This is a genomic window from Kutzneria sp. 744, assembly GCF_000568255.1.
GTDB lineage: Bacteria > Actinomycetota > Actinomycetes > Mycobacteriales > Pseudonocardiaceae > Kutzneria.
This window is the reverse complement of sequence record NZ_KK037166.1, coordinates 10,204,026-10,226,672: the sequence shown is the minus strand read 5'-3', so window position 1 is coordinate 10,226,672 and position 22,647 is coordinate 10,204,026. Positions and strand designations below refer to the sequence as shown.

At 69.9% G+C, this 22,647-nt stretch carries 23 protein-coding genes and 1 pseudogene; 7 read left to right on the top strand and 17 right to left on the bottom strand.

Annotation, left to right across the window (positions count from 1 at the left end; genetic code table 11):
- The 6 genes from KUTG_RS46505 to KUTG_RS46480 all read right to left on the bottom strand — a co-directional run.
- The coding region (locus tag KUTG_RS46505) for an MFS transporter (RefSeq protein ID WP_232241304.1) at positions 1-828 on the bottom strand (828 nt) is incomplete at its 3' end.
- A gap of 30 nt (positions 829-858) precedes the next feature.
- Positions 859-1,668 carry a VOC family protein gene (locus KUTG_RS64740; RefSeq protein ID WP_063753647.1) on the bottom strand — a complete coding sequence of 270 codons (810 nt, stop codon included), beginning with the start codon at positions 1,666-1,668 and terminating at the stop codon, positions 859-861.
- Complete coding sequence (locus KUTG_RS46495; protein ID WP_232241303.1) at positions 1,661-2,299, bottom strand: diguanylate cyclase/phosphodiesterase; 639 nt, start codon at positions 2,297-2,299, stop codon at positions 1,661-1,663. Before KUTG_RS46495 ends, KUTG_RS64740 begins: the two co-directional genes overlap by 8 nt.
- A gap of 43 nt (positions 2,300-2,342) precedes the next feature.
- A complete protein-coding gene (locus KUTG_RS46490; protein WP_043726313.1) occupies positions 2,343-3,884 on the bottom strand; it encodes a cation:proton antiporter in 1,542 nt (513 codons plus the stop codon).
- Between the two features lie 159 nt (positions 3,885-4,043).
- Positions 4,044-4,607 carry a manganese efflux pump MntP gene (locus tag KUTG_RS46485; RefSeq protein ID WP_043726311.1) on the bottom strand — a complete coding sequence of 188 codons (564 nt, stop codon included), beginning with the start codon at positions 4,605-4,607 and terminating at the stop codon, positions 4,044-4,046.
- Positions 4,604-4,975, bottom strand: a complete 372-nt coding sequence (locus KUTG_RS46480) for a hypothetical protein (RefSeq protein WP_232241302.1) — start codon at positions 4,973-4,975, stop codon at positions 4,604-4,606. The genes KUTG_RS46485 and KUTG_RS46480 overlap by 4 nt, the downstream gene beginning before the upstream one ends.
- A gap of 398 nt (positions 4,976-5,373) precedes the next feature.
- On the opposite strand from KUTG_RS46480, the gene KUTG_RS46475 reads away from it, so the two are divergent.
- Together KUTG_RS46475 and KUTG_RS46470 are read left to right on the top strand one after the other, a co-directional pair.
- Complete coding sequence (locus KUTG_RS46475) at positions 5,374-6,975, top strand: FAD-dependent monooxygenase (RefSeq protein ID WP_084580632.1); 1,602 nt, start codon at positions 5,374-5,376, stop codon at positions 6,973-6,975.
- A gap of 67 nt (positions 6,976-7,042) precedes the next feature.
- Positions 7,043-7,483: an ATP-binding protein gene (locus KUTG_RS46470; protein WP_052396235.1), complete on the top strand. Its 441-nt coding sequence runs from the start codon at positions 7,043-7,045 to the stop codon at positions 7,481-7,483.
- A 13-nt stretch (positions 7,484-7,496) separates the two neighbouring features.
- On the opposite strand, the gene KUTG_RS64735 is transcribed toward KUTG_RS46470, so the two are convergent.
- Both KUTG_RS64735 and KUTG_RS64730 read right to left on the bottom strand, forming a co-directional pair.
- Positions 7,497-7,976: a zinc-binding dehydrogenase gene (locus KUTG_RS64735; protein ID WP_232241301.1), complete on the bottom strand. Its 480-nt coding sequence runs from the start codon at positions 7,974-7,976 to the stop codon at positions 7,497-7,499.
- Between the two features lie 140 nt (positions 7,977-8,116).
- Positions 8,117-8,344, bottom strand: a pseudogene (locus tag KUTG_RS64730) (alcohol dehydrogenase catalytic domain-containing protein); the annotation flags it as partial.
- Between the two features lie 245 nt (positions 8,345-8,589).
- Between KUTG_RS64730 and KUTG_RS46460 the strand changes: the two are divergent.
- Complete coding sequence (locus KUTG_RS46460) at positions 8,590-9,237, top strand: winged helix-turn-helix transcriptional regulator (RefSeq protein WP_043726309.1); 648 nt, start codon at positions 8,590-8,592, stop codon at positions 9,235-9,237.
- Here the strand turns inward: KUTG_RS46460 and KUTG_RS46455 are convergent.
- The 3 genes from KUTG_RS46455 to KUTG_RS46445 all read right to left on the bottom strand — a co-directional run bounded on the left by KUTG_RS46455 (position 9,234) and on the right by KUTG_RS46445 (position 10,979).
- Positions 9,234-9,518, bottom strand: coding sequence for an antibiotic biosynthesis monooxygenase (locus tag KUTG_RS46455; protein ID WP_043726307.1), 285 nt, complete (start codon positions 9,516-9,518; stop codon positions 9,234-9,236). The two genes, KUTG_RS46460 and KUTG_RS46455, sit on opposite strands and share 4 nt — an antisense overlap.
- A 64-nt stretch (positions 9,519-9,582) precedes the next feature.
- Positions 9,583-10,080: a carbonic anhydrase gene (locus KUTG_RS46450; RefSeq protein WP_043733106.1), complete on the bottom strand. Its 498-nt coding sequence runs from the start codon at positions 10,078-10,080 to the stop codon at positions 9,583-9,585.
- A 272-nt stretch (positions 10,081-10,352) separates the two neighbouring features.
- On the bottom strand, positions 10,353-10,979 hold the full coding sequence (locus tag KUTG_RS46445; protein WP_043726306.1) for an SDR family NAD(P)-dependent oxidoreductase: 627 nt from the start codon (positions 10,977-10,979) through the stop codon (positions 10,353-10,355).
- Between the two features lie 274 nt (positions 10,980-11,253).
- On the opposite strand from KUTG_RS46445, the gene KUTG_RS46440 reads away from it, so the two are divergent.
- Positions 11,254-11,901, top strand: coding sequence for a winged helix-turn-helix transcriptional regulator (locus tag KUTG_RS46440; RefSeq protein WP_043733103.1), 648 nt, complete (start codon positions 11,254-11,256; stop codon positions 11,899-11,901).
- Here the strand turns inward: KUTG_RS46440 and KUTG_RS46435 are convergent.
- Both KUTG_RS46435 and KUTG_RS46430 read right to left on the bottom strand, forming a co-directional pair.
- The gene (locus KUTG_RS46435; RefSeq protein ID WP_052396233.1) at positions 11,898-13,586 is read right to left on the bottom strand and encodes an acyl-CoA dehydrogenase family protein; all 1,689 of its coding nucleotides are present in this window, start codon (positions 13,584-13,586) and stop codon (positions 11,898-11,900) included. The genes KUTG_RS46440 and KUTG_RS46435 overlap by 4 nt on opposite strands.
- A gap of 36 nt (positions 13,587-13,622) precedes the next feature.
- Entirely contained in the window at positions 13,623-14,999 is a 1,377-nt protein-coding gene (locus KUTG_RS46430; protein ID WP_043733100.1) for an FAD-dependent oxidoreductase, read from the bottom strand.
- Positions 15,000-15,070: 71 nt separating this feature from the next.
- Between KUTG_RS46430 and KUTG_RS46425 the strand changes: the two genes are divergently transcribed.
- A complete protein-coding gene (locus KUTG_RS46425) occupies positions 15,071-15,973 on the top strand; it encodes a cupin domain-containing protein (RefSeq protein ID WP_043726303.1) in 903 nt (300 codons plus the stop codon).
- On the opposite strand, the gene KUTG_RS65530 is transcribed toward KUTG_RS46425, so the two are convergent.
- Both KUTG_RS65530 and KUTG_RS64725 read right to left on the bottom strand, forming a co-directional pair.
- A complete protein-coding gene (locus tag KUTG_RS65530; RefSeq protein ID WP_255360986.1) occupies positions 15,959-16,084 on the bottom strand; it encodes a hypothetical protein in 126 nt (41 codons plus the stop codon). The two genes, KUTG_RS46425 and KUTG_RS65530, sit on opposite strands and share 15 nt — an antisense overlap.
- A gap of 21 nt (positions 16,085-16,105) precedes the next feature.
- Positions 16,106-16,255 carry an ABC transporter permease gene (locus tag KUTG_RS64725; RefSeq protein WP_232241300.1) on the bottom strand — a complete coding sequence of 50 codons (150 nt, stop codon included), beginning with the start codon at positions 16,253-16,255 and terminating at the stop codon, positions 16,106-16,108.
- A 44-nt stretch (positions 16,256-16,299) separates the two neighbouring features.
- Here KUTG_RS64725 and KUTG_RS46420 point away from each other — a divergent pair, with 44 nt between their 5' ends.
- Both KUTG_RS46420 and KUTG_RS46415 read left to right on the top strand, forming a co-directional pair.
- On the top strand, positions 16,300-16,545 hold the full coding sequence (locus KUTG_RS46420) for a sensor histidine kinase (RefSeq protein ID WP_043726301.1): 246 nt from the start codon (positions 16,300-16,302) through the stop codon (positions 16,543-16,545).
- 53 nt (positions 16,546-16,598) lie between these two features.
- Complete coding sequence (locus KUTG_RS46415; RefSeq protein WP_052396232.1) at positions 16,599-17,360, top strand: SDR family NAD(P)-dependent oxidoreductase; 762 nt, start codon at positions 16,599-16,601, stop codon at positions 17,358-17,360.
- A 41-nt stretch (positions 17,361-17,401) separates the two neighbouring features.
- Here KUTG_RS46415 and KUTG_RS46410 read toward each other — a convergent pair whose 3' ends face one another.
- The gene (locus KUTG_RS46410) at positions 17,402-21,856 is read right to left on the bottom strand and encodes a glycoside hydrolase family 3 C-terminal domain-containing protein (protein WP_043733096.1); all 4,455 of its coding nucleotides are present in this window, start codon (positions 21,854-21,856) and stop codon (positions 17,402-17,404) included.
- Between the two features lie 454 nt (positions 21,857-22,310).
- Positions 22,311-22,647, bottom strand: a 337-nt coding sequence (locus tag KUTG_RS57405) for an ANTAR domain-containing response regulator (RefSeq protein WP_043726299.1), incomplete at its 5' end; no start/stop codon positions are given.

Below are 22,647 nucleotides of genomic sequence, written 5' to 3'. Positions count from 1 at the left end.
GGCCGAGGCCCAACAGCGTTCGCCGCGGATACGTCTTGAGCAGCGTGCGGGCGACGGCGCCGAAGCCGATGCTGCCCCGCTCGTGCACCTCGATCGTGTCGCGCACCGGTTCCAGTCGCTCGCCGGTCTGCTCGGACACCTGCCGCTCGATGTCGCCGACCAGCTTGTCGGCGTCGGCCGCGCGGCCGTGGGTGAACAGCCAGCGCGGGCTCTCCGGGACGTTGCGGCGCACCACCAGAATACCGACGCCGAGCACCGCGCCGAGGCCGAAGCCAGCCGCCAGCCCAGGTTCTCCGCGAACAGCCCGGGATTCAGCAGCAACAGCGTCAGTGCCGCGCCGGCGGCCGCGCCCAGCCAGTAGGAGCCGTTCACCAGCAGGTCGATGCGGCCACGAAGTCGCGCCGGCACCAGCTCGTCGATCGCCGAGTTGATGGCCGCGTACTCGCCGCCGACGCCGGCCCCGGTGAAGAACCGCATGATGAAGAACCAGATCGGGGTGAACGAGAACGCCGTCAGCACCGTGGCCGTCAGGTACAGCGCGAGCGTGACGAGGAACAGCTTCTTGCGGCCCAGCCGGTCGGTGAGATAGCCGAAGCCGAGCGAGCCGAGCACCGCGCCGGCGACATAGCACGAGGCCGCCAGCCCGACCTGGGTCTCGCTCAGGTGCAGCCCGCCGGCCGGGTCGGTCAGCCGCTGCCCCAGCGCGCCGACGATCGTCACCTCCAGCCCGTCGAGGATCCACACCGTGCCCAGCCCGATCAGCACCGTCCAGTGCCACCGGGACCAGGGCAGCCGGTCCATTCTCGCCGGGACGTCCGTGGTCGCCATGGTGGTGGGGCTACCCGGCCGCCGATGATCTCATTCCTGCTGCCTCAGCCTGGCCAGACAGAACGGGTGACCGTCGGGATCGAGCAGGACACGAACGTCCGGCTGCGGCTGTGTGTCGGCCTGCGTGGCCCCGCACCGTATGGCGTGCTCGCACGCCGCGTCCACGTCGGCGACGTCGAAGTCCAGGTGCGCCATCATCCGTTGCTCGTCGTCGTCGGCCGGCCAGACCGGGCGTCGGTAGTTCTCGTCGTGGTGGAAGGAAAGCCGCACCCCGGACCTGGTCATCACCGTCACCCAGTGTCCTTTGTCGACCTCGGTCTCCGCGGTCAGCAACCGGCAGTAGAACGCCGCCAGGCCACTCGGGTCCGGGCTGCTCAACACCATGCCGGACAGCGTGATCGGGCCCGGCTCGCCCAGCACACGAGTCAGGCTCGCCACCGTCTTGTCGCCGAGCCTCGCGAACACGATCTTGGCCAGCGGCGCGGCCAACGCCGCCATGCCGTGGAACTCGATGGTGGCGTGATAGGTGACGGTGGCCGTGCCCGGCCGCGACCCCGCCGTCACGACGATGTCGTCGGTCGAGGTCGCGGTGTCGTTGGCGCCGACGAAAACCAGCCGGTCCGGGTCCAGCCGAGCGAGTTCGTAACGCAGCTCGGTGGTGATGCCGGCGATCTTGGACACGTTGTGCCAGCACGCACCGACCGCGATCGGGCCCTCGTCCAGGCGGCGGCACGACACCGTGCCCGGATCCCATTCGACGGCACGGGAGAAGTCTCGCAGGTAGGCGACCACCGAAGCGGGCGGGGCCGTCACCTCGAACCTGCGCGTGATCTCAACCACGGGACCGACCTCGTGCCGCGAGGACGCAGCGCACCAGCTCTTCGCCGTACGGCAACGCGATCAGGCCGATGATGGCGGCGGCCACACCAGCCAGGTAGTTGGCCGGCAACGGGCGCTGCTTCCACCGCAACCGCCACGCGTCCGCTCCCCCGCCGGCCCTCAGCAGCTCCCGCACCTGCTTCCAGTGCAGGCAGGCGATCGCCGTCGTTCCCATGAACGGCAGCGATTCCAGGAAACTGTGGATGTGCTGCTCGATCGGCCGCACCTCACGGCCGCTGTCCACCGCGGTCTTCACGTCCCACAACGCCGTCGCCTCGTGCGCCGCGACCGACAACGCCATCACGGTCAACACCGCCGGGTTGACCTCACACAGCAGCACCAACGCGATCGGCGCCCCCACCTCGGCCATCATCAGCAGATGGATCGCCGACTCCTTGACGCCGGCCGTGTGCTGGATGGCGGTGCGGCGATGCTGCCACCAGTCCAGCACACCCGGCACGAACCAGGCCGGCAGCAACACGTACAGCAGATACCGCAGAGTCGCGTCCTCGACATCGCCGACGTTCGCCGGAATCCGCATCGCGGGCCGGACCGCGATGACGCGCCGCAGCGCTCCCAGTGGTCTGTTCATCACCGCCACCGACTACCCCGCGCAGTTCGCGCCCACACGCCCGTCACGTTGTGTCGACGCTGGCCTGGCGCAGGTCGAGTTCGTGCAGCACGCGTCGCAGCACCTCGTCGTCGATCTCGCCGGAGTCGCGGGCGGCGACGAACACCTTGCGCTCGATGTCGAGCATCGTGCTGAACAGCCGCTGGAACGCCTCCGCCCGCCCGTCCGCCTGGTCTTCCATCCATTCCCGGGCCGTGCCCTGGCGGTGCTCGGCCAGGGATCTGAGCAGCCCGACGACATGCTCCGGCGTCCGCTCGTCGTCGGCGGCGACCTGCCGGTCCAACTCCTCGGTGGCGGCGGCCACGGCCTCGTGGCGCACCTTGGCCTCGTCGTCGGCGTCCTCGCGCGCCTCGTCGGCCGGCACGTCGAGCAGCCGGATCAGGCCCGCCAGGGTGGAACCGTGCAGCAGCAACGTGCCGACCGTGATGGCAAAGGTGAACAACAGAACCAGGTCCCGGCCCGGCATCGACTCAGGCGTGGCATAGGCGACGGCCAGCGAGATCACGCCGCGCATGCCCGCCCAGCCCACGACCGCCGTCGCCTTCGGGTCCGGCGGCGGTTGTCCCCGTGACCGCAACAGCGGCAGGTAGGCGACCGGGAACACCCAGGCCAGCCGCACCAGGACCGTGACCGCCAGCAGCACGCCGGCCGCGCCGACCAGGGGCCAGCTCACGCCGGCCGAGGCGACGATCGTCGGCAGTTGCAGGCCGATCAGCGTGAACACCACCGACTCGAGCAGGACGTCTACCGACCGCCAGACCGCGTTCTCCTGCAACCGGGTGGTGTGCCGGCCGTAGGGCGCCTTGTGTCCCATGAGGACACCGGCCATCGCCACCGCGAGCACACCGGACGCGTTCGCCTGCTCGGCCAGGGCGTAGCAGGCGAACGGCGTCGCGACGCCGATGGCACTCTCCAGCACCCCGTCACCGATGTGCAGCCGGATCCGGTGCACGACGTAGCCGGTCACCGCACCGACCAGGCCGCCGACCGCCGCCGCGTACAGGAACAGCAGAATTCCTTGCCACCACGACAATGCGGCGCCCATCGCGACGGCGACCGCGAGCTTCCACAGCGTCAGCGCGGCGGCGTCGTTGCCCAGGCTCTCGCCGGCCAGCAGCGCCATCGCCCGGCGCGGGACGTTCAGCCGGCGGCAGATCGCCATCGCCGCCACCGCGTCGGTCGGCGCGACCAGCGCACCCAGCACGATGGCCGACGCGATCGGGAACTGCGGCAGCACCAGGTGCGCGGTGACACCGACCGCCGCCGTCGTGACGACCACCAGGCCGACCGAGAACAGGCCGATCGGCCGCAGCACCGCGCGGATGTTCACGTAGGAACTGTCCAGGGCGGCCGAGTACACCAGCGGCGGCAGCACGAGGGCGAGCATCGCCTCGGGTTCGAGGTGGAAGTCGGGCAGGCCGGGCAGGAAGGAGACACCCAGCCCCACCAGCAGCAACAGCAGCGGCGCCGGCAGCCGCAGCCTCGTGCCGACCGCCCGCACGGCCAGCGCGCCGACCACCAGCACCACCAGCACGGTCGGTGTCACGCCGAGCGCCGGCCGTCGGATCCGTCCACGCCAACCGCCCCTCTCTCCCCCGGTTTTCCGAATACCCGTACGAAGCGACGGAAAACCCTGGAAACCGGAGGCCGGCGGAAGGCGATATCCGACCAGCTCCGAGCAGAGCGGTCCCTGCCGATCACTTCGTCAACCGAGCAGCTGTTCGACTGCCAGCGCGATGCCCATCACCACGAGCACGACGCCGGCGAGGCGTTCGGCAGCTTCCCGGAACCGCTCGGCGACCCGCGTACCCAGCCACAGCCCGAGCTGGGCGGCAACAAGCGCCTGCGCCGCGATACCCACGATCACCGGCACGAGCGGCAGGTGCGCCAACCCTAGCCCGAAGCCGATGGCCAGCTCGTCCAGGCTGATGCTCATGCCCAGGCCGAGCAGTGCCACGCCGCGGGCGTTGACCAGCCGCTTGGCCTTCTCCTCCTCGTCGTCTTCGTCGTGCAGGAGCATCCACAGCCCGATCGCGACGACCGCGACGGCCGCGACGTAGTTGGCGACCGGGCCGATCACGTGCGCCAACGGCGCGCCCAGCGCCAGCCCGACCAGCGGCATACCCGCCTCGAACAGCACGAACAGCCCGGTGAGCCGCCAGCGGGCCGCGGCGGGCTGCCGCCCGGCGGCGCCGACGGCGGCCGCCACGGCGAACGAATCCAACCCGAGCGGCAGCACGAACCCCAGCAGCGCCAACACCTGCGTCACGGCGCACCTGCCTGAAAGAACTGGCGGATCGGCAGCAGCAGGCCGCCCAGCGACAGCACGATGAAGACGACCTGGTGCACGTGGTCGGTGCCCGGCGGCAGGCCGAAGACCAGATGTGCCAGCCAGAACACCGGGTAGAACCACAGCGCCGACCAGGCCCATCGCTCCCGACGGCGGAACGGGATCAGCGCGAGCAGCAGCCCGAACATCCCCAGGCCGAACGAGGCCAGCCCATCGGTCCGGTAGAGCAGGCCGTCGCCCTCACTCGGCGGTGCGACGATCACCACCAGGCCGAAGCCGAGAATGCCCACGCTGACCGCGGCCAGGCAGATCCAGCTGGCCCGCATGACGCCGTTCCGCTCTCGCACGCGGCGAATCTACCGGCGACCAGCGCCGACAACATCGCTGTGCGGCCCGACCGTCTCAGTGACCATGGATCAACTTCCGGTCTGCGGCACGAGTGGATGTTCAGCGACAGCGGCCAACGCTCATGCGGCGTGGCGACGAGGCCCAGAGAATGACAGCGCTCTTGACGTCGCCACTTCACGAAGGGGTAGTCAGTCCACAGAGGACGAGGACAGAAAGGAACACCCTTTCCTCCATGTTCAACATATAGCGCACGGGGGCTCTTGCGGCAAGACCCGGGTCTTGCCGCAGAATCACCGGCCGTGCCCGGAACCTGCGGAAATGGGAGTTGCGAAGTGCGTGTGTCGTCGATGACCCGGTCGCGCGAGGCCGTGATGCAAGATCGGCCGGGGAACGGCCGATGACGGACGTCGACGTGATCATCGTGGGCGCCGGCCCGACCGGCTTGATGCTGGCCGCCGAGCTGCGCCTGGCCGGAGTGCGACCGGTGGTGCTGGAGCGGCAGCCACGCCTGCGGGAGACCCCGAAGGCCAACGGTTTCTCCGGGCAGATCCTCGAACTGCTGCGCTACCGAGGCCTGCTGGACCGCTTGGAGGCAGCCAGCGTCGACCGCAGCCATCCTGCTCCCGGGTTCCCGTTCGGCGGCGTGCAGGTGGACCTCCAGCACCTGGCGGACTCCCCGTTGCGGGTGCTGGGGCTCCCGCAACCGCGACTGGAGCAGGTGCTCGATGAGCGTGCTCGCGAACTCGGCGCCGAGATCCGCCGCGGACACGAGGTGGTCGGGGTCGGCCAGGACGACGCCGGAGCGACCGTGGATGCGCGCGGACCAGGTGGGCCGTATCGGGTGACCGCCCGATACGTCGTCGGGTGTGACGGCGGGCGCAGCCGCAGCCGCGACAGCGCCGGCATCCCGTTCCCCGGCACCACCTATCCGGAGGTCAACCGGCTCGGCCAGGTCACCGTGCCCGACTCGGTGACCGTGCTCGACAACGGCGATCTCGACGTGGCCGGGCTGGGCAGGATCCGCGCGGGCTTCACCCGGACGGACCGCGGCGTGTTCGCGTGCGGGTGGCTCGCCTCCGGGCGCCTGCTCATCCAGACCACCGAGGACGAGCCCGCCGGTGTCGACGATGACACGCCGATGACCCTGGCCGAGCTCCGGGACAGCATCCGCCGTGTGCTCGGCGTGGACCTCCCCCTGGGAGAACCGCTTCGGCTGTCGCGCTACCAGTTCCAGGCTCGACAGGCCGAGCGGTACCGCGACGGGCGGATCCTGCTGGCCGGCGATGCGGCCCACCTGTTCCCCGCCACGGGCATCGGCATCAACACCGGCATGACCGACGCGGTCAACCTCGCCTGGAAGTTGGCCGCGGCTGTCCACGGCTGGGCCCCGGCCGGCCTGCTGGACACCTACCACGACGAACGCCACTTCGCCGGCGCACGCGCGTTGCTGCAGACCCAAGCTCAGGTGGCGCTGCGGCGCGGACACGACCCAGCCGCCGAAGCGCTCCGGGAACTCTTTCTGGAACTGCTCACGGACGAGCAGCCCCTGCGCCGCATGGGAGCGCTGATCGCCGGCGCCGACATCCGCTACCCGCTCCCCAACCCGAACCACCATGCCCTGGCCGGTGCCTTCGCACCCGACCTCCCCCTGCGCACCAACCACGGCGCCACCAGTGTCGCTGAACTCATGCGCACCGCGCGGCCCATCCTCCTCGACCTCGCCGACCGTCCGGACGTGCGCGAAACCGCCCGGGACTGGCAGCACCGCATCGACATCCACACCGCCGAAACCGACCACCGACCAGCCGATGCCCTCCTGATCCGCCCGGACGGCCACATCGCCTGGGTCGCGCCCGTCGACGAACCCACCGATACCGCCGCCGCCGCGCTGCGAGAAGCACTTTCCCGCTGGTTTGGCACACCCCGGAAAACGACAATGCCTGTCATCAGCCTCGGTGGAGGTAGCGCCTTGCGTCACACACGTCCCGACCGGGGTTAGCCGCGGCCCGGTCGGGTAGCCGGTGATGTCGGCGCACGAACAGCGACAACACGGGCAGGGGATTCGGGTGGCAGCCAACCGATCGAACAAGCCCGGATCCGGGCTCGCCGACCTGCGGTTGAGCAATGTTCCCGCGGTGATCGACGAGCTCACGGCCGTACGGCACACGGTGACCAGATGGGCCAGCGCGGCCGAGCTGTCGGACGACCAGGTCCAGGACGTGGCGCTCGCGGTGCACGAAGCGCTGACCAACGTCGTCGAGCACGCCTACCACGTGCGCGGCGGCGAGTTCGACCTGCACGCCGCCCAGGATCGCGAGAACGTGACGATCACCGTGACCGATCATGGGCAATGGCAGCCGCCGGCGAATTCCGCGGAAACGCTGCGCGGCCGCGGGCTGATGCTGATCAAGGCGTTAGCCACGGAGTTCGAGCTGCGTCGGCGGCCGGTGGGCACCGTGGTGTGGATGCGCTGGGCACGCCTGGCCATCGGCCCGCGGCTGTCGTGACCATTGTGGACGGTCAGCTGGTGGTGTCGAGAACGACCCGGAACCTGGCCGCCCCGGACATCATGCGCTCGTAGGCCTTGGATGCCTCGGCCAGCGGCATCACCTCGACCATCGGCCGGATGCCCTGGGCCACGCTGAAGGCCAGGTGGTCCTCGTTCTGCACGGCGCTGCCGGTCAGGGTGCCGGCCATCGACCGCGTGCCCAGGACCAGGTCCAGCGTCGAGACGGCGATGGGGTCTTCGGCCAGGCCGATCACCGTCAACCGGCCGCCGGGGGCCAGTCCGGGCATCAGCGGGGACATGGAAGCGCCGCTGGCCGCGGTGGCGATGATGGCCGCTGCGCCACCCAGGTCCTGCAACGCGGCCGCCGGGTCCTCGACGGTGCTGTCGATGTAGTGGTGGGCGCCGAGCTCCCGTGCCAGGGCTTGCTTGTCCTCGCCGCGGGCGATCGCCGCCACCTGGTAGCCCAGCTTGTTGGCCTGTTGCACGGCCATGTGCCCGAGGCCGCCTGGAACGTGGTGATGCCGGCGCACAGCAGCGGCGCCGCCTCGACCGAGCTCAGCCCGTCCGGCACGCGGACCAGGCCGCTGGCTCTGGCGTAGGCGACCTCCGCGTAGCCGCCGTCGACGGTGATGCCGGTGGCCGGCTGGTCGGAGCAGGTGACGAACATGCCGCGCCGGCAGGACTCGCATTCGCCGCAGTGCCCGCTGAGATAGCCGACGCCGACCCGGTCCCCGACCCGCCAGGCACGAACGCCGTCGCCGACCGCGTCGATCACGCCGACCAGCTCGTGGCCGGGCACGGTCGGCAGGCTCAGGTTGGGCAGCAGGTTCTCGACCAGGAACGCGTCGGAGTGGCACACCCCGTTGGCCTCGACCCGGATCCGCACGTGCCCCGCCTCCGGGGCGACCAGCTCCCTCTCCACCCAACGGAATTCCCGCGCCCCCGCCACCTCGAACGCTCGATACGTCGTCACCGTCAGCTCCTTCGTGTGGTCAAAATGACCGGTCGTCTCATACTCCACCGTGACCAGTTCACTTGTTTATTGATGCTTGAGTGCTTCATGCGCAGCACACAGGCGCGCAGCGAAGTCGCTATGATCAGTGCATGAAGCGTCGTGATTTCGGTCAGTACTGCGGCCTCGCCCGGGCCCTGGAGCTCGTGGGCGAACGCTGGGCCCTGCTGATCATCCGCGACCTCACGGTCCGGCCGCAGCGCTACACCGACCTGCTGCAAGGCCTGCCCGGCATCCCCACCAACGTGCTGTCCACCCGGCTCAAGGAGCTGGAGCAGTCGGGCATCGTCGAACGCCGCGTCGCCCCCGCCCCGCAACGCGGCGTCCTGTACGCGCTGACCTCGGTCGGGCAGGAACTCGAACCGGCGATCCTCACCCTCGGCCGCTGGGGCGCCACCCAGCTCGCCGAGCCCCAGCCCGGCGACATCGTCACGCCCGAGTCGGTCACCCTGAACTTCCGGGCCATCTTCGACGCCGAGGCCGCCACCGACGTGAGCGCGTCCTGGGAGATCCACGCCCACGACCTGGTGCTGCACCTCATCGTCACCGACGGCAAGCTCGACGCCGGCCCCGGCCCGGTGCCGGACAAGCCCGACCTGACGATCACCGCCCAGCTCGTCGACGACGAACTGCCGTCCTACCAGGCCATCATGCGGGCCGCCAAGTGCGGGCTGGTCGAGCTCAAGGGCCGCCGCAAGCTGCTGGACACCTTCCTGCGGCTGTTCGACGTGCGGGGTTAGGCCGCGAAGAACGGCAGCGGCAGGAACGGCTTCGTCCAGTGTGGAGTGATCAGCTTGAGCAGCTCCTGCCGGTCCTCGCTGTCGGCCCACCGCTGGGTGTTCTCCTGCGTGTCGAACAACAGCATGAACATGGTCCGGTCGGGGCCGTCGGTCGGCGTCATCCGCCGGGCGTCGACGAAGCCCGGGTAGCCACGCACCAATGACCGCAGTTTCTCGACCCAGGAAGGGAAAAGCTCACGGCCTTCCGGGTCGAGGTAGAACTCCACGAGCGTCACGAACATGATGACGGCCTTTCGTTGTGAACAGTCGGCCAGGAGACTTCGGCGATGTCCACCGCGCGCCCCATCACGGCCTGGCCACGACCTCGACCAAACCCGTCGTGACGTCATAGACCAGGCCGGACACGGCAACACCGGCCAGCTGGGTCTCGGCCCGCAGCACGGCCACGTCGTGGCGGACGGCCGAGTGGGGCTCGGTGACGGACTTGCCGCCGGGGTCGGCGTCGAAGTACGGGGTGAGCAGGTCCGGGCGGTCCTCGATCTTGGTGATGCCGCACTGCGTGTGTTGCAGCACAACGATCTCCCAGCCCGGGCCGATACCAGGTCCGACGGAGCGCCCGATCTCGCGCAGCATGACCAGTTCCTCGATCGTGCGTGGGGTGACCCGGCCGGCGATGTTGCGCAGCACGCCGATCTCGCCCTGCCCGACGCCCAGCACCACGGCCGGGTCCACGCGCGGGTCGAAGCAGCTGATGACGATCGTGGCCAGGCTCGGCCGCATGGTCAGATCGGGCCGGAAGTCGGTCTCGGCGAACCGCCGGTTGCCGTCGACGAGAACATCCATGGCGTCGGGTCCTTCCGGACGCCCGGTGTGGCCGCGCGGGACCACACCGGAGGCGTCCACAGTGGTGACTTACTTGGCCAGGGCCGGGTAGAGGGCGGTGACGGGAGCGGACAGTCCGGCACGGACCTGAGTGGTCAGGTCGTGCACCATCACCTCGTGCTCGGGTCTCGCAAGCATTATAACTCGGTGCCCATAGTCGAATAACGACCCACCCAGTGGCTTGATGGGAAGATTACCAGGCGTGTACGGTTGGCGCAATACGAACACGATAGCTAATCGGACATTGATGATTGTATTCCTCCCGAGTATCGATGTGATCGTAGCTCATCAGCCGGCGCGCTCATGCCGGCCCGGTCCTCGCCCGGCTGCATCGGCGTGTCGGTCGGGCCGGGGTAGGCGCCGAGGACCTGCACGCCGTCGGCCGCCAACTCCAGCCGCAGCGCGTTGGTCGCCATCCACAGGCCGGCCTTGGACACGCTGTGCGCCTTGCCGATCGCCACCCAGCTCAACACCGAGCCCACGTTGACCACGGCGCCCTTGGCCGCCCGCAACGCCGGCGCGAAGCCGCGGACCAGGCGGATCGGGCCGACCAGGTTGGCCTCGATGGTGTTGGTGATGTCCTCGATCGGCCCGGTGAGCAGGTCGGTGCGCGGGAACACCGCCGCGTTGTTGATCAGGATCGTCGTGTCGCCCGCCTGCTTGACGGCCTGGTCGATGGCGGCCGGGTCGGTGACGTCCAGCGGCAGCGACACGACGCGCTCGTCGCCCCACTGCTTCGGGTTGCGGGCCGCCGCGTAGACGCGGGCGGCGCCACGCTCCAGCGCGAGGTCCACGAAAGCGGCGCCGAGCCCGCCGTTGGCCCCGGTCACCAGCACGGTCGCGTTCTTCAGAGTGGTCATGTCCTCTTCCTTCACAGGTTTCCGCGCCCAGGCAGGACACGGAGTCGAGATCCGAGGTGATTCGGGGTGCGCCGCCGTCGCCGGAAGCCCGGACAGCAGGCCGTTGGGCAGATCCGCCGTCACGGCCTCTCGTTGCCCTGATCCGTTCGAAGGCGGTGAACTTGTCGTTCTCACCCGGTCACGAGAGCCACTCTAGGCAGTCTACTTCGTTTTTGCAAGCTCACTTCTAAATTCGCCATGTACTGCTATTAGACCTGTTTGCTACGTTGTGCGCATGAAGAGACGCCAGTTCGGCCAGCACTGCGGCCTGGCCCGCGCCCTGGAGCTGGTGGGCGAGCGCTGGGCGCTGCTGATCGTGCGCGATCTTCTGGTCCGCCCGCGCCGGTACACCGACCTGCAACACGCCCTGCCAGGACGGCCGACCAACGTCCTGTCGGCCCGACTCAAAGAGCTGGAGCGGGCCGGCATCGTCGAACGCCAGATCGCGCCGGCGCCCCAGCGTGGCGTGCTCTACACCCTGACCGACACCGGCCGCGAGCTCGAACCGGCGATCCTCGCCCTCGGCCGCTGGGGCGCCGCGCAACTGGGCAAACCCAGGCCGGGCGACACCGTCACCGCCGAGTCCTTGACCATGACCCTGCGCACGGTGTTCGACGCGGAGGCGGCGATCGGCGTCACCGCGTCCTGGGAGATCCGCCTTCCGGACATGGTGCTGCACGCCGTCGTCGCCAACGGCGCACTGGCCGACATCGGCCCGGGCCCCAGCGATGCCGACCTGGTCATCACGGTGCCGACGAACGATCAACTGCCCTCGTACGGCAACCTCATGCGCACGATCGGCTGCGGCCTGGCCGAATTGACCGGCCAGGCCGCGTTGGCAGACGTCTTCGTTCGGTTGTTCGGCAAGCCGCCGGGCATCTAGCCGGCGGTGTGCGCGCGTTCGATGATGGCAGCGGTGTCGGCCGCGGCGGACAGTGTTCCGTAGGCCCGGCCGTGGTCGCCGCCCAGCCGGGAAGCACAGAAAGCGTCGGCGACAGCAGGTGCGCTGTACCGGACCAGAAGTGACGCCTGGAGGGCCAGCGCGGCTTGTTCCGCGAGCCGCCGTGCGTCGGCGAAAACGATGTCCTCGTAAGGGTTTCGTGCCGCCGTGGTGAGCTCGCGGCGAAGCCTGGTCAGCTGCCGGTCGTAGCGCCGATCCACGCCACGCGCGTGTTCCAACTCGGTGAACAACGCAGCCAGGATGGCCTCGTCACGGCGAAGCGCGCGGACGACATCCAGCGCCGCGACGTTGCCGGAGCCCTCCCAGATCGAGTTGACCGGGGCCTCACGGTACCGGCGCGGCAGACCGGAGTCCTCGACGTAACCATTGCCGCCCAGGCACTCCAGCGCCTCCGCGGCGTGCGCGGGAGCCTGCTTGCAGATCCAGTACTTGGTCAGCGCCACGCCGATCCGCCGCAACGCCGCCGCCTCATGGTCGCCACGCACGGCCCGGTCCATCGCACCGGCCATCCGCATCACCAGGGTGAGCGCGGCCTCGCTCTCCAACGCGAGATCCGCCAGCACATTACGCATGAGCGGCTGGTCGATGAGATGGTGACCGAACGCCTTGCGGTGCCTGGCGTGATGCAGGGCCGCGGTGGTGACCGCCCGCATGCCGGCCGCACTGTCCACGGACACCGCCAGCCTGGTGACGTTGACCATCTCCAGGATCGTGCGCAGCCCCAGACCCTCCTCACCGACCAACCATGCCACCGCCTCGTCATACTCCACTTCGGACGAAGCATCGGCCCGGTTGCCGAGCTTGTCCTTGAGCCGCTGCAGATGCATCCGATTGCGGGTGCCGTCCGGCAGGATCCGGGGCAGCAGAAAGCAGGACAGTCCGCCCGGCGCCTGGGCGAGCACGACGAACAGGTCGGACATCGGCGCGGAGGTGAACCACTTGTGCCCGGTGAGCCGGTAGCTGCCGTCCGCCACGGCAACGGCCCGGGTCGTGTTCGCCCGCACGTCCGAGCCGCCCTGCTTCTCGGTCATCGACATTCCCGCGATGAGGCCGCGTTTGGCCGTGGCCGGCACGCTTCGGCTGTCGTACTGCCGGCTGGCCAGAAGAGGCTCGTAGGCGGCGGCCAACCCCGGCGCGTGCCGCAAGGCCGGGACGGCGGCGTAGGTCATGCCGATCGGGCACATGTGGGCGGTCTCAACCTGCTCCCACGCGTAAGCCGTGGCCGTACGGGCGACGTGTGCGCCCGGCCGGGAATCGAGCCAGGCCCCCGCGGTCAGCCCGAGGTCGACCGCCGTGCCGAGAAGGCGGTGCCAGGCCGGATGGAACTCCACCTCATCGATACGGTGGCCGACCCGGTCGTGCGTGCGGAGCACGGGATGGTTGGTGTCGGCCTGGCAGGCCCATTCGTCGGCCTGCGGGTCACCGCCGAGCGCCCCTGCCGCTCGCACCTGTTCCTCGGCCCAGCCCGCGCCCTCACGGTGCAGGGCCTCGATGAGGGCCGGATCGTCAGCCGTGTTCGTCTGGCCCGGGGCCGGCACCTGGTTGAACACTTCGTGGGTCACGGCCGCCCAACGTAGTAGCGATACTGCATTTTTACAAGCACGCATCGAAATTTGCAGTCCGAACATCCCTCCCGGCTTGCCTCACCGCACGGGCGGCGCGCCCAGAACCTCGTTGAAGGCCTCGGTGGCGGACGGATGCGTGTAGATCGCGTCCCGCAGCTCGCTCGCCGTCACCCCGTGGCGCATCGCCAGCGCGACGGTGTTGATCAGCTCCTGCGAGTCCACGCTGAGCAGCGTCGCGCCCACCACCTGATCGGTGTCCCGGTCGATCGCGAACTTCATCAGCCCACGCGTCTGGCCGACGATCCGGGCCCTGGGCATCGCGGCGATGTCCGCGACGGCCTTCTTCAGCACCTTCACGGCAAGACCGCGTTCCACCGCCTCGCGCTCGGTCAGGCCGACGCGAGCCAGCGGCGGGGTCATGAACACCGTGTAGGGCACGAACGCCCGGTCCTTTGTGGACCGTGCCCCCCGCCCGGTCAGCTGGTCGGCGACGATCCTGCTGTCGTCCAACGAGATGTAGGTGAACTGCGGCCCGCCGTTGACATCGCCGACCGCGTAGATGTGCGGCTGGCTGGTGTGCAGGAACTCGTCCACCGCGACGGCGCCGGTGGGCGTGGTCCGGACGCCGGCGCGCTCCAGCCCGAGGCCCTCGGTGGCCGGCGTGCGACCGGTGGCCACGAGGACCTTGTCGGCCCGCATGATCCGCGTCGCGCCGTCGGCCTCATAGGTGATCTCCACGCCGTCGATCACGTCGCGGACCCGGGTCACGCGGGCGCCGAGCACGAACTGGACGCCGTAGTCACGCATGATCGTCGTGGCCGCCACGACGATGTCGTCGTCCTCGCGCGGCATGATCCTCGGCGATGCGTCGAGCACGGTGACGGCGCTGCCGAACTGGTTGTACATCGAGGCGAACTCCACGCCGACGTATCCACCGCCCAGGACCGCCAGCCGCCTGGGCAGGCGATCGATCGTGATCAGGTCGGCGCTGGTGAGCACATTGGCGCTCTCCCGCAGCCCTTCGATGTCCGGGACGACCGGCACCGCGCCGGTGTTGATCACGATGGTGTCGGCGCTGAGGTCGAGCACGTCCTCCCCCGCCGTGACGCGCACGGTCTTCGCGTCGAGGAACACCGCCCGGCCCGTGATCACCGTGACGGAGTCGATCGTGTCGAGCATGGCGAAGTTCTTGCCGCGCAGCGCCGTGGTGAGGGCCCGGGTCTCCTCGACGGCCTGGCGGTGGTGGGCGACCGGATCGCCCGCGCCGCGGTGCTCGGCCCGGTGGATGAGCGCCTTCGTCGGCACGCAGCCGATGTTGATGCAGGTGCCGCCGTACATGTCGGCGGACTGCTCGACCATCGCGACCCGCTTGCCCTGCCGGCCCAGGGTGGCGGCCAGTGTCTTGCCGCCCTTGCCGAATCCGACGACCAGCAGATCGAAGTGCGTAGCATCCATGGTGCCCAGCATTCGCCCCAGCGGGAGAGACGAACACGCATGATCGGCTCTGTTTTCGTCGGAATCGGCTCATGGACGCGGTGAGCCGGCTCGTCCGGCTGGCCCGGCTGGAGGGCGGCCTGGACGTCCGGTGCCTGCTGGCCGGGCGGTTCGCCATCGACCACGACGCGGTCGGCCCGGGGCAGGTGCCGTTCCACCTCGTGCTCGAAGGTCGCTGCACGCTGACCGCGGGCGGGTCCACCGTCCACATGGAACCGGGCGACCTCGTGCTGCTGCCCCACGGGACCGCGCACCGCGTGTCGGCATCCACCGGCCGACGTCGACGGCTCGTCGAGGAACCGGGAGGGGCGTTCCCGACCCGCCGCACCGTGGGTGCCGAGCCCGAACTGGACCTCCTCTGTGGCCACTACGGCGTCGAATCCGGCGCCGGTGCCCTGCTGTTTCGCCTGTTGCCGCCGCTGGTGCACGTGTCGCTGGACGCCTCCGCCCTCGCCGTGGCCGACCTCCTGCGTGCCGAGGCGCAGTTCGACGGCGAGGGAACCGGCGTCATCGTCACCGCGCTGTGTGACGCGCTGCTGGCAATGGCGCTGCGCAGCCGCCCCGGTCAGCGCCTGAGCACGCCGGCCCTGTGGACCGCCATGGGCGACGACACGCTGGGGCGTGTCGTCGCCGAGATCGTGGCACGCCCCGGCGAGGCGTGGACGATCGAGCGGCTGGCCGAGTCGGCGGCGATGTCGCGGGCGACGTTCGTGCGCCACTTCACCGCTCGCACCGGCACCACCGTCGCCACGCTCGTCACGGCGATCCGGATGATGGTCGCCGCCGACCTCCTGACGCGATCGGACCTGTCGGTCGGCCGGGTGGCCGGCACGGTCGGATACCGCTCGGAGTCGGCGTTCACCCAGGCATTCCGCGCCGCGCTGGGCACCTCGCCGGCCCGCTACCGCCGTGGCCGGGCCTCAGGGGGCGGCTAGCGCCTCCGTCGGCGGCGGGCGTGACGCCCGCGTGGCCGGATAGACGCCGGCCAGCACGCCGATCACCACCGCCGCGCCCACTCCCCCGACCACCGCCTCGGACGGAATCACCGACGGCCAACCACGGGACACCTACCCGGCCGTGCCCAACGCGCCCATCAGAGCGCCGGCGATTCCGCCCAGGCAGCACAAGGCCATCGACTCCGCCACGAACTGGCCGGCGACGTGCCGCCGGGTTCCGCCCAGCGCCCGGAGGAGCCCGATCTCCCGTTTGCGCTCCAACACCGAGCGGCTGCGGACTGCGGGGCTTTGTCGAGGATTCCTCGGTGGTGGTCGAGGTGGCCGACACCGGGAGCGGGATCTCGGCCGAGGACCTGCCGCACGTGTTCGAGCGGTTCTGGCGGGCCGACAAGTCGCGCACGCGGCAGACCGGCGGCAGCGGGTTGGGGCTGGCGATCACGCGCAAGCTGGTCGAGGCCCACGGCGGCTCCATCGGCGTGGAGAGCGTGCCCGGCGCGGGCACGGTCTTCCGGTTCAGGTTGCCGGCCACGATACTTCATTTTTCGCAGTAATAGTGTTTACTCAGAGCTTGCTACCGTCAGTGCAGTATTCCGAGGGAGTTGTCGTGGCCATCGAGGACACCGGGTTCGTCGACCGGGTCGTGATCATCACCGGCGCGGGCTCGGGCATCGGGCGCGCCGCCGCGCTCGCCTTCGCCCGTGCCGGCGCGCACGTGCTCGGCGTCGGCCGTCGCCAGGACGCCCTGGACTCCACCGCGGAGCAGCATCCCGGCATCGCCGTGCTGGCCACCGACATCAGCGCCGCCGAGGCGCCGGACGCCGTCGTGCAGGCCGCCGTCGACCGCTGGGGCGGCGTGGACGTGCTGGTCAACAACGCCGGGGCGACCGCGATGATGCCGCTGGCCGAGGCCACCGAGAACCGCATAAACGACCTGTTCCGCCTCAACGTCACCGCGCCCAGCCTGCTTGCCCGCGCCGCGCTGCCACACCTGCGCCGCACGAACGGCTCGATCATCAACGTGTCGAGCACCTTCGGACACCGGCCCGCGCCGCACTTCTCGCACTACGCCGCCACCAAGAGCGCGCTGGAGCAGCTGACTCGCAGCTGGGCCCTGGAGCTCGCACCCGACGGCATCCGGGTCAACGCGGTCGCACCCGGTCCCACCGAGAGCGAAGCCCTCACCGCCGCCGGTCTGCCGACGGACCTCGTGGACCAGGTCAAGAAGGCCGAGGCCGAGCGCATCCCGTTGGGGCGACGGGGCGAGCCCGAGGAAGTGGCGACCTGGATCCTCCGGCTGGCCGATCCCGCGGCCGGCTGGCTCACCGGCCAGGTCCTCACCGTCGACGGCGGCCTCGAACTGCTGTGAATCCCCGGTGGCCGGCGCGTCGCACCGGCCACCGGAGTCGGTCAGCCGAGGCCGATGGCGAACAGGTGCATCGTCGGCCGGTACGACTTCGCGGTGTCGCCGAGGTCCGGCAACGTCACATAGCGAGCGGTCTTGCCGGGTTGGAGCGTCACCGGGCTGTAGTAGACGCTGAAGCCCGGCTGACTGTTGAGTGCCTTGTGGATGTAGGCGGCGCTGGCCACGACGTCGCCGCCGGGTGGCGGGGTGACGCCGTACCAGTCGGACATGGACAGGGTGAACGGCTGGGTGCTGCCGTCGTCGTAGGTGATCGTGCCGACGCCCGAGGTCAGCCCGTACGACGCCGAGCCGACGAAGCCGAGCTTGGTGGCGGTGCCGTCGAGCCGGATGGTCTGGCCGCCGGACACCACGTTGTCGACCTGACCGGACTTGGTGTCGGGCCAGGTGAACGTCACGCCGTCGTGGCTGACGGACTTGCCGGCGGTGAGCCCGACGGCGGCCATGGCCTGGGTCGAGAAGCTGGCCCCGCCGCCGTCGAAGTCGGCGTCGTTGGGGGTGGCGTCGTCGCTGATCGCCCTGGCGTCGAAGGCGGCGCCCAGGTTCGGGAACGGCACCGCCAGCCCGACAACACTTGTTGTCACGGCCGTGCCGGCGACGGCCTTGGCCGTGAGATCGGCGCTGCCCGGCTTGGCATCGGCCGGCACCTTGACCTGCCACGTCGTCTGCACGGACGCACCCGGGGCCACGGTGTCGAAGCTGGCCGGTGACGTGGCCGTTGCCGGCCAACCGGACAGGGTCAGCGCGACGCCGTTCACCGGCTCCGAGCCGACGTTGGTGTACTTCGTCGTCACCGACACGGTCGAGCCCGGGGCGGCGATCGACGGCGCGGTCGCGGCCAGCGAGTCGTTCTTGGCGGCCATGGCGAAGATGTGCATGGACGGCCAGCCGCCGTTGGTGCCGTGGCTGATGTCGGGCAGCGTGACGTACTGCAACGTCTTGCCGGCCGCCAGCGGCACCGAGGCGAAGTACAGGCTGAAGGAGCCCTGGTTGGTGCCGCTGCTGGTGTTGATGTACGGCGTGGTCGCGAGGACATCGCCGCCGGCCGCGGGCTGGTTGCCGTACCAGTCGGCGAACGACAACATCTGTTGCTCGGTCGTGCCGTCGGTGTAGGTCAGCGTCACCTTGCCGCTCTGGGTGCCGTAGGTCGACGCCCCGATGAAGCCCAGCGACGATCCGCCGGCCGGGAACGCGATGGTCTGACCGCCGGCGGCCACGTCGCTCGGTCCGCCGTCGGGCCAGGCGAAGGTGTAGCCGTCGTGGGTGATCTTCGCGCCGGCGCTGATTCCCGCCGCCGCCAAGGCATCCGCCGAGAAGCTCGACCCGTTGCCGTCGAAGTTGCCGAAGCCGTGGTTGCCGTCCGGGCTGATGCCGCTATTGTCGAAGGCGGCGGCCGGTCGGGAGTAGGCGACGTCGACGTCGGTGGTCGCGGTGCTGTCGTGGACTCCGCCGACGGTGGCGTCAGCGCCGAAGGTCAGCGCTCCCCCGTCGACGCCGGCCTGGCCCTGCACCGACCATGTGGTGCTGATCGTGGCGTGCTCGGCGACCGTCGCGAACGTCGCCGGCGTGCTGGGCGTCGCCTTCCACCCCGCCGGCAGGTTCAGCGACATGGCGACGTCGTGCACCGTCGCGCCGGGGTTGGTGAAGGTCGTGGTGACCTTGACCGACTTGGCCTGGTCGACAATGCCCGGTGCGGCGATCTTCAGGGCGTGACCGACCACGATCGGCGCGGATCCGGTGACGCCGCCGACCGTGGCGGAGATGGTCGCGACACCGGTGCCGACCATCGTGACAACGCCACGCTGGCTGATCTTGGCCACCGATTCGTTGCTGCTGCGGTACTTCACGTCCCGCTTGCCCAGGTCCACAAAGGACCCGTCGTTGTTCACGGCCTCCACCACGTGATCCGCGGTGACGGTGAGGTCGCGCTGCTCGCGGCTGGCGATCGTGTCGTCGGCGATCCAGCGGTTGCGGCCGGCGAGGTCGATGGTCTGGCCGACCTGGTAGCTGCTGGCCTCGGGCTGCACCGTCACCTCGGTGACCTTCGGCGTGATCGCGCCGGTGACCGAAACCCGTTGCGTGGCCACGATGTGCGTGGCGTCGGTGCCGACCCGGAACTCGTAGTCGCCGGGATACACCCGCGACTTCATCGGCTTGGTGTCCCACAGCGCGAGGTCGGCGATCTTGACCGACAGGGTGAGCCGCTGCGACTTGCCCGGCGCCAGCACCGAAGTCTTGGCGAAGCCGGCCAGCCGCTCCTTGGGCAGTTCGACGCCGGGCACGGTGAACGGCGTGGCCGCGTAGAGCTGGGCGACGGTGGAGCCGGCGGTCTTGCCGGTGTTGGTGACGGTCAACGACACCTTGACCGTGCCGTCGGCCGACACCTGCTTGGTGTCGGCTTTCACGTCGCTGTAAGCGAAATTCGAGTAGCTCAGGCCGTAGCCGAAGGGATAGGTCGGCGTGGTGGTGGCGTACTGGTAGGTGCGGCCGAGGCCGCCGGTCTGCGACGGGGTGAGGCCGTAGTCGGACATCGCCGGCAGCTGGCTGTCGTCGGCGTACCAGGTGAAGTTCAGGTGCCCGTCCGGGTTCTGCCGTCCGAACAGGACGTCGGCCAGCGCCGTCCCCTGGCTCTCGCCGTTGTAGCCGCTGAACAGCACGGCCGGGAACTTGGCCTGCGCGGCGCCGATGTCGACCGGGCCGCCTGCCTGGATCACCAGGGCGGTCCGCTTGTTGCCGAGCGCGGTCACCTGGTCGATCAGCGAGGTGTAGTTGCCGGGCATGGCGATGCTCGGCCGGTCGGTGCCCTCGGACGCGATGCTCTGGTCGGTGCCGACGAAGACGATCACCAGGTCGGCCGCGGCGATGTCGGCCTTGGTCTGGTCGCTCAGCGTGGCGGCCGAGGTGGCCGTGGTGGACGTGCCGGCGGCGTCGAACACCACCGACGCGCCGGGATCGGCCTTCTTGATCTCGTCGGTGATGCCGGCGACCGGGCTGACCTGGAGCGTGGGGTTGCCGGAGTAGCCGCCCAGGGTGACCTTGCCGGCGAGGTCGCCGACGATGACGACCTTGTTGAGCGCCTTGGCCTGCACCGGCAGCAGCTGGTCGTTCTTCAGCAGCACCAAGGAGTTGTCGGCGACCTTGCGGGCCAGGTCCTGGTGGGCCGGGCTCTGGATGGCCGCCTTGGTGATCTTCGTGTACGGGTTGTGGGCCTGCGGGCCGTCGAACTCACCGGTCCGCATGCGGATGGTGAACGCGCGGACCAGGTCGTTGTCGATCACGCCGACGCTGAGGATTCCCGCGTTGATGGCCGCCTCCACGTTGGCCACCGTGTTCTCCAGGCCGCCGCAGTCCAGGGCGGTGCCGGCCCGCAGCGCGTACGCCAGGCCGCCCGCGACCGCCGACACCTTCGCGCCGGTCGTGGTGTTGGTCCAGGTGGCGGAATCGCCCTTGCCGTCGGTGGTCCAGCCCGGCGCCGCCCAGTCGTGGCCGTCGGGGAAGGTCTTGTACGTGGTGCCGATCGCCCCGCAGTCCGAGGTGATGTAGCCGGTGAAGCCGTCCGTGCGCTGGGCCAGTTGGTTGGTGGTGTAGGTGTCGGCGACCGACGGCGTGCCGTTGATGGCGTTGTACGACGTCATCAGGCCGGCGACGTGCGCGTCCCGCACCAGGCTCTTGAACTGCGCCGTGTAGTAGTCCCGGAGGTTGGCGTCGGTGACGTCGGAGGTGACGCCCGTGCGGTCCTGCTCGACGTTGTTGAGGGCGTAGTGCTTGGCCGTGGCCGCGACCTTCAGGTACTTCGACTGCGGCGCGCCCTGCATCGTCTGGCCCTGGAAGCCGTTCACGTACGCGCCGGCCATCATCGACACGAGGTACGGGTCTTCGCCGAAGGCCTCGTCCGTGCGGCCCCAGCGCGGGTCGCGGTCCAGGTTGACCGTCGGCGCCCAGTACGTGAGGTGCCCGTAGTTGTCCCGCGAGTCGCCCAGGTTGTTCTGGTCGACGCCGAACAAAGACTTGTCGAGGAAGCCACGGGCCTCGTCGGAGATGGCCGTCGTCTCGTCGTAGATCAGGCTCGGATCCCACGACATGGTGGACGCGAAGTTGGTCGGGAAACTGGTCGCCACCGGCGGGTTGTCCGGATGGTCGCCGTGGTTGAGGTCGTCGTGCAGCGAGTTGACGCCGTGCTGGCCCTCGCTCCAGTAGTTGTACTCCTGCACCCCCAGCCGCGGGATGCCCGGCGACGTGGTCTCCAGCTGCGCCGCCTTCTCCGGCAGGGTCATCCGGGACACCAGGTCGGCCGCCCGCTCCTCGAACGAGTAGTGGGTGTCCAGGTACACCGGTAACCGCGCGCCGCCGGCATCGGCGACCACCGGCGTCACCGCCAACACCATCGGCAGCGTGGCCGCCGTGGCCACCACCGCCCGACTGAGCCAGGTCGAACGTGCCATCACGCCTCCGTTGTCCACCTCGGCCCCGTCGCCGCGGCCCCCATCGGCCGCCGTTGGAACTAAACTCGAACAAACTGAGGCCGCCGGCCGAGTCTCTCCATCGCACCCAGGTGGGTCAATCCCTTGTCCACCGGTTTGTCTTGTCCAGGGTTCCGTGCACTAGCGGACAAACACCGGCCATGGTGACGGTCGCCGCCCGGGTGTTCGGGCTTTGTCGTTCACCCGGTCCCGGCCTTGTTGGCCGGGCAGGGCGCGGCGACAGCTGTGGCCCCCGTCCTTCGCCGGCCCGTGGACCGGCGGCGCGATCGTCGTGCGGGGCACCGACCAACCCGGCCTGTACGGGGGCGTTCCTCTGTCCGTCCAGTGTGGACAGCGCCGATCTCTACTTCGCCATGTCGGAGTGGGATCCCTACAACGTCATGCGAATGCGCCTGACCCCGAGCCGGCGCGCCTGCTACTGACCCTCGCCGGCCTTGGCGCCCGGGACGCGGCCGGTGGCCATGGCGACGAAGCGGCGGGCGACGGTGCGGAGCTTGACGTTGTCCCGCTGCGACTGGGCGACGAGCTCCTGGAAGGCCTGGTCGTCGGTGAGGCCGCGGACGGCCATGAGGATGCCCTTGGCCTGTTCGATCACGGCGCGGGACTCCATCGCGGCCCGCAGCTGCTCGATCTGCTCCTCAGCCATCCGGGCGCGGCCGACGGACTGGAGGGCGGACTGGGCGACCAGGGTGTACAGGAGGAGGAACTGGGCGTCGATCTCCTGGAAGCCGTGGGTGCCGTAGCTGAACAGG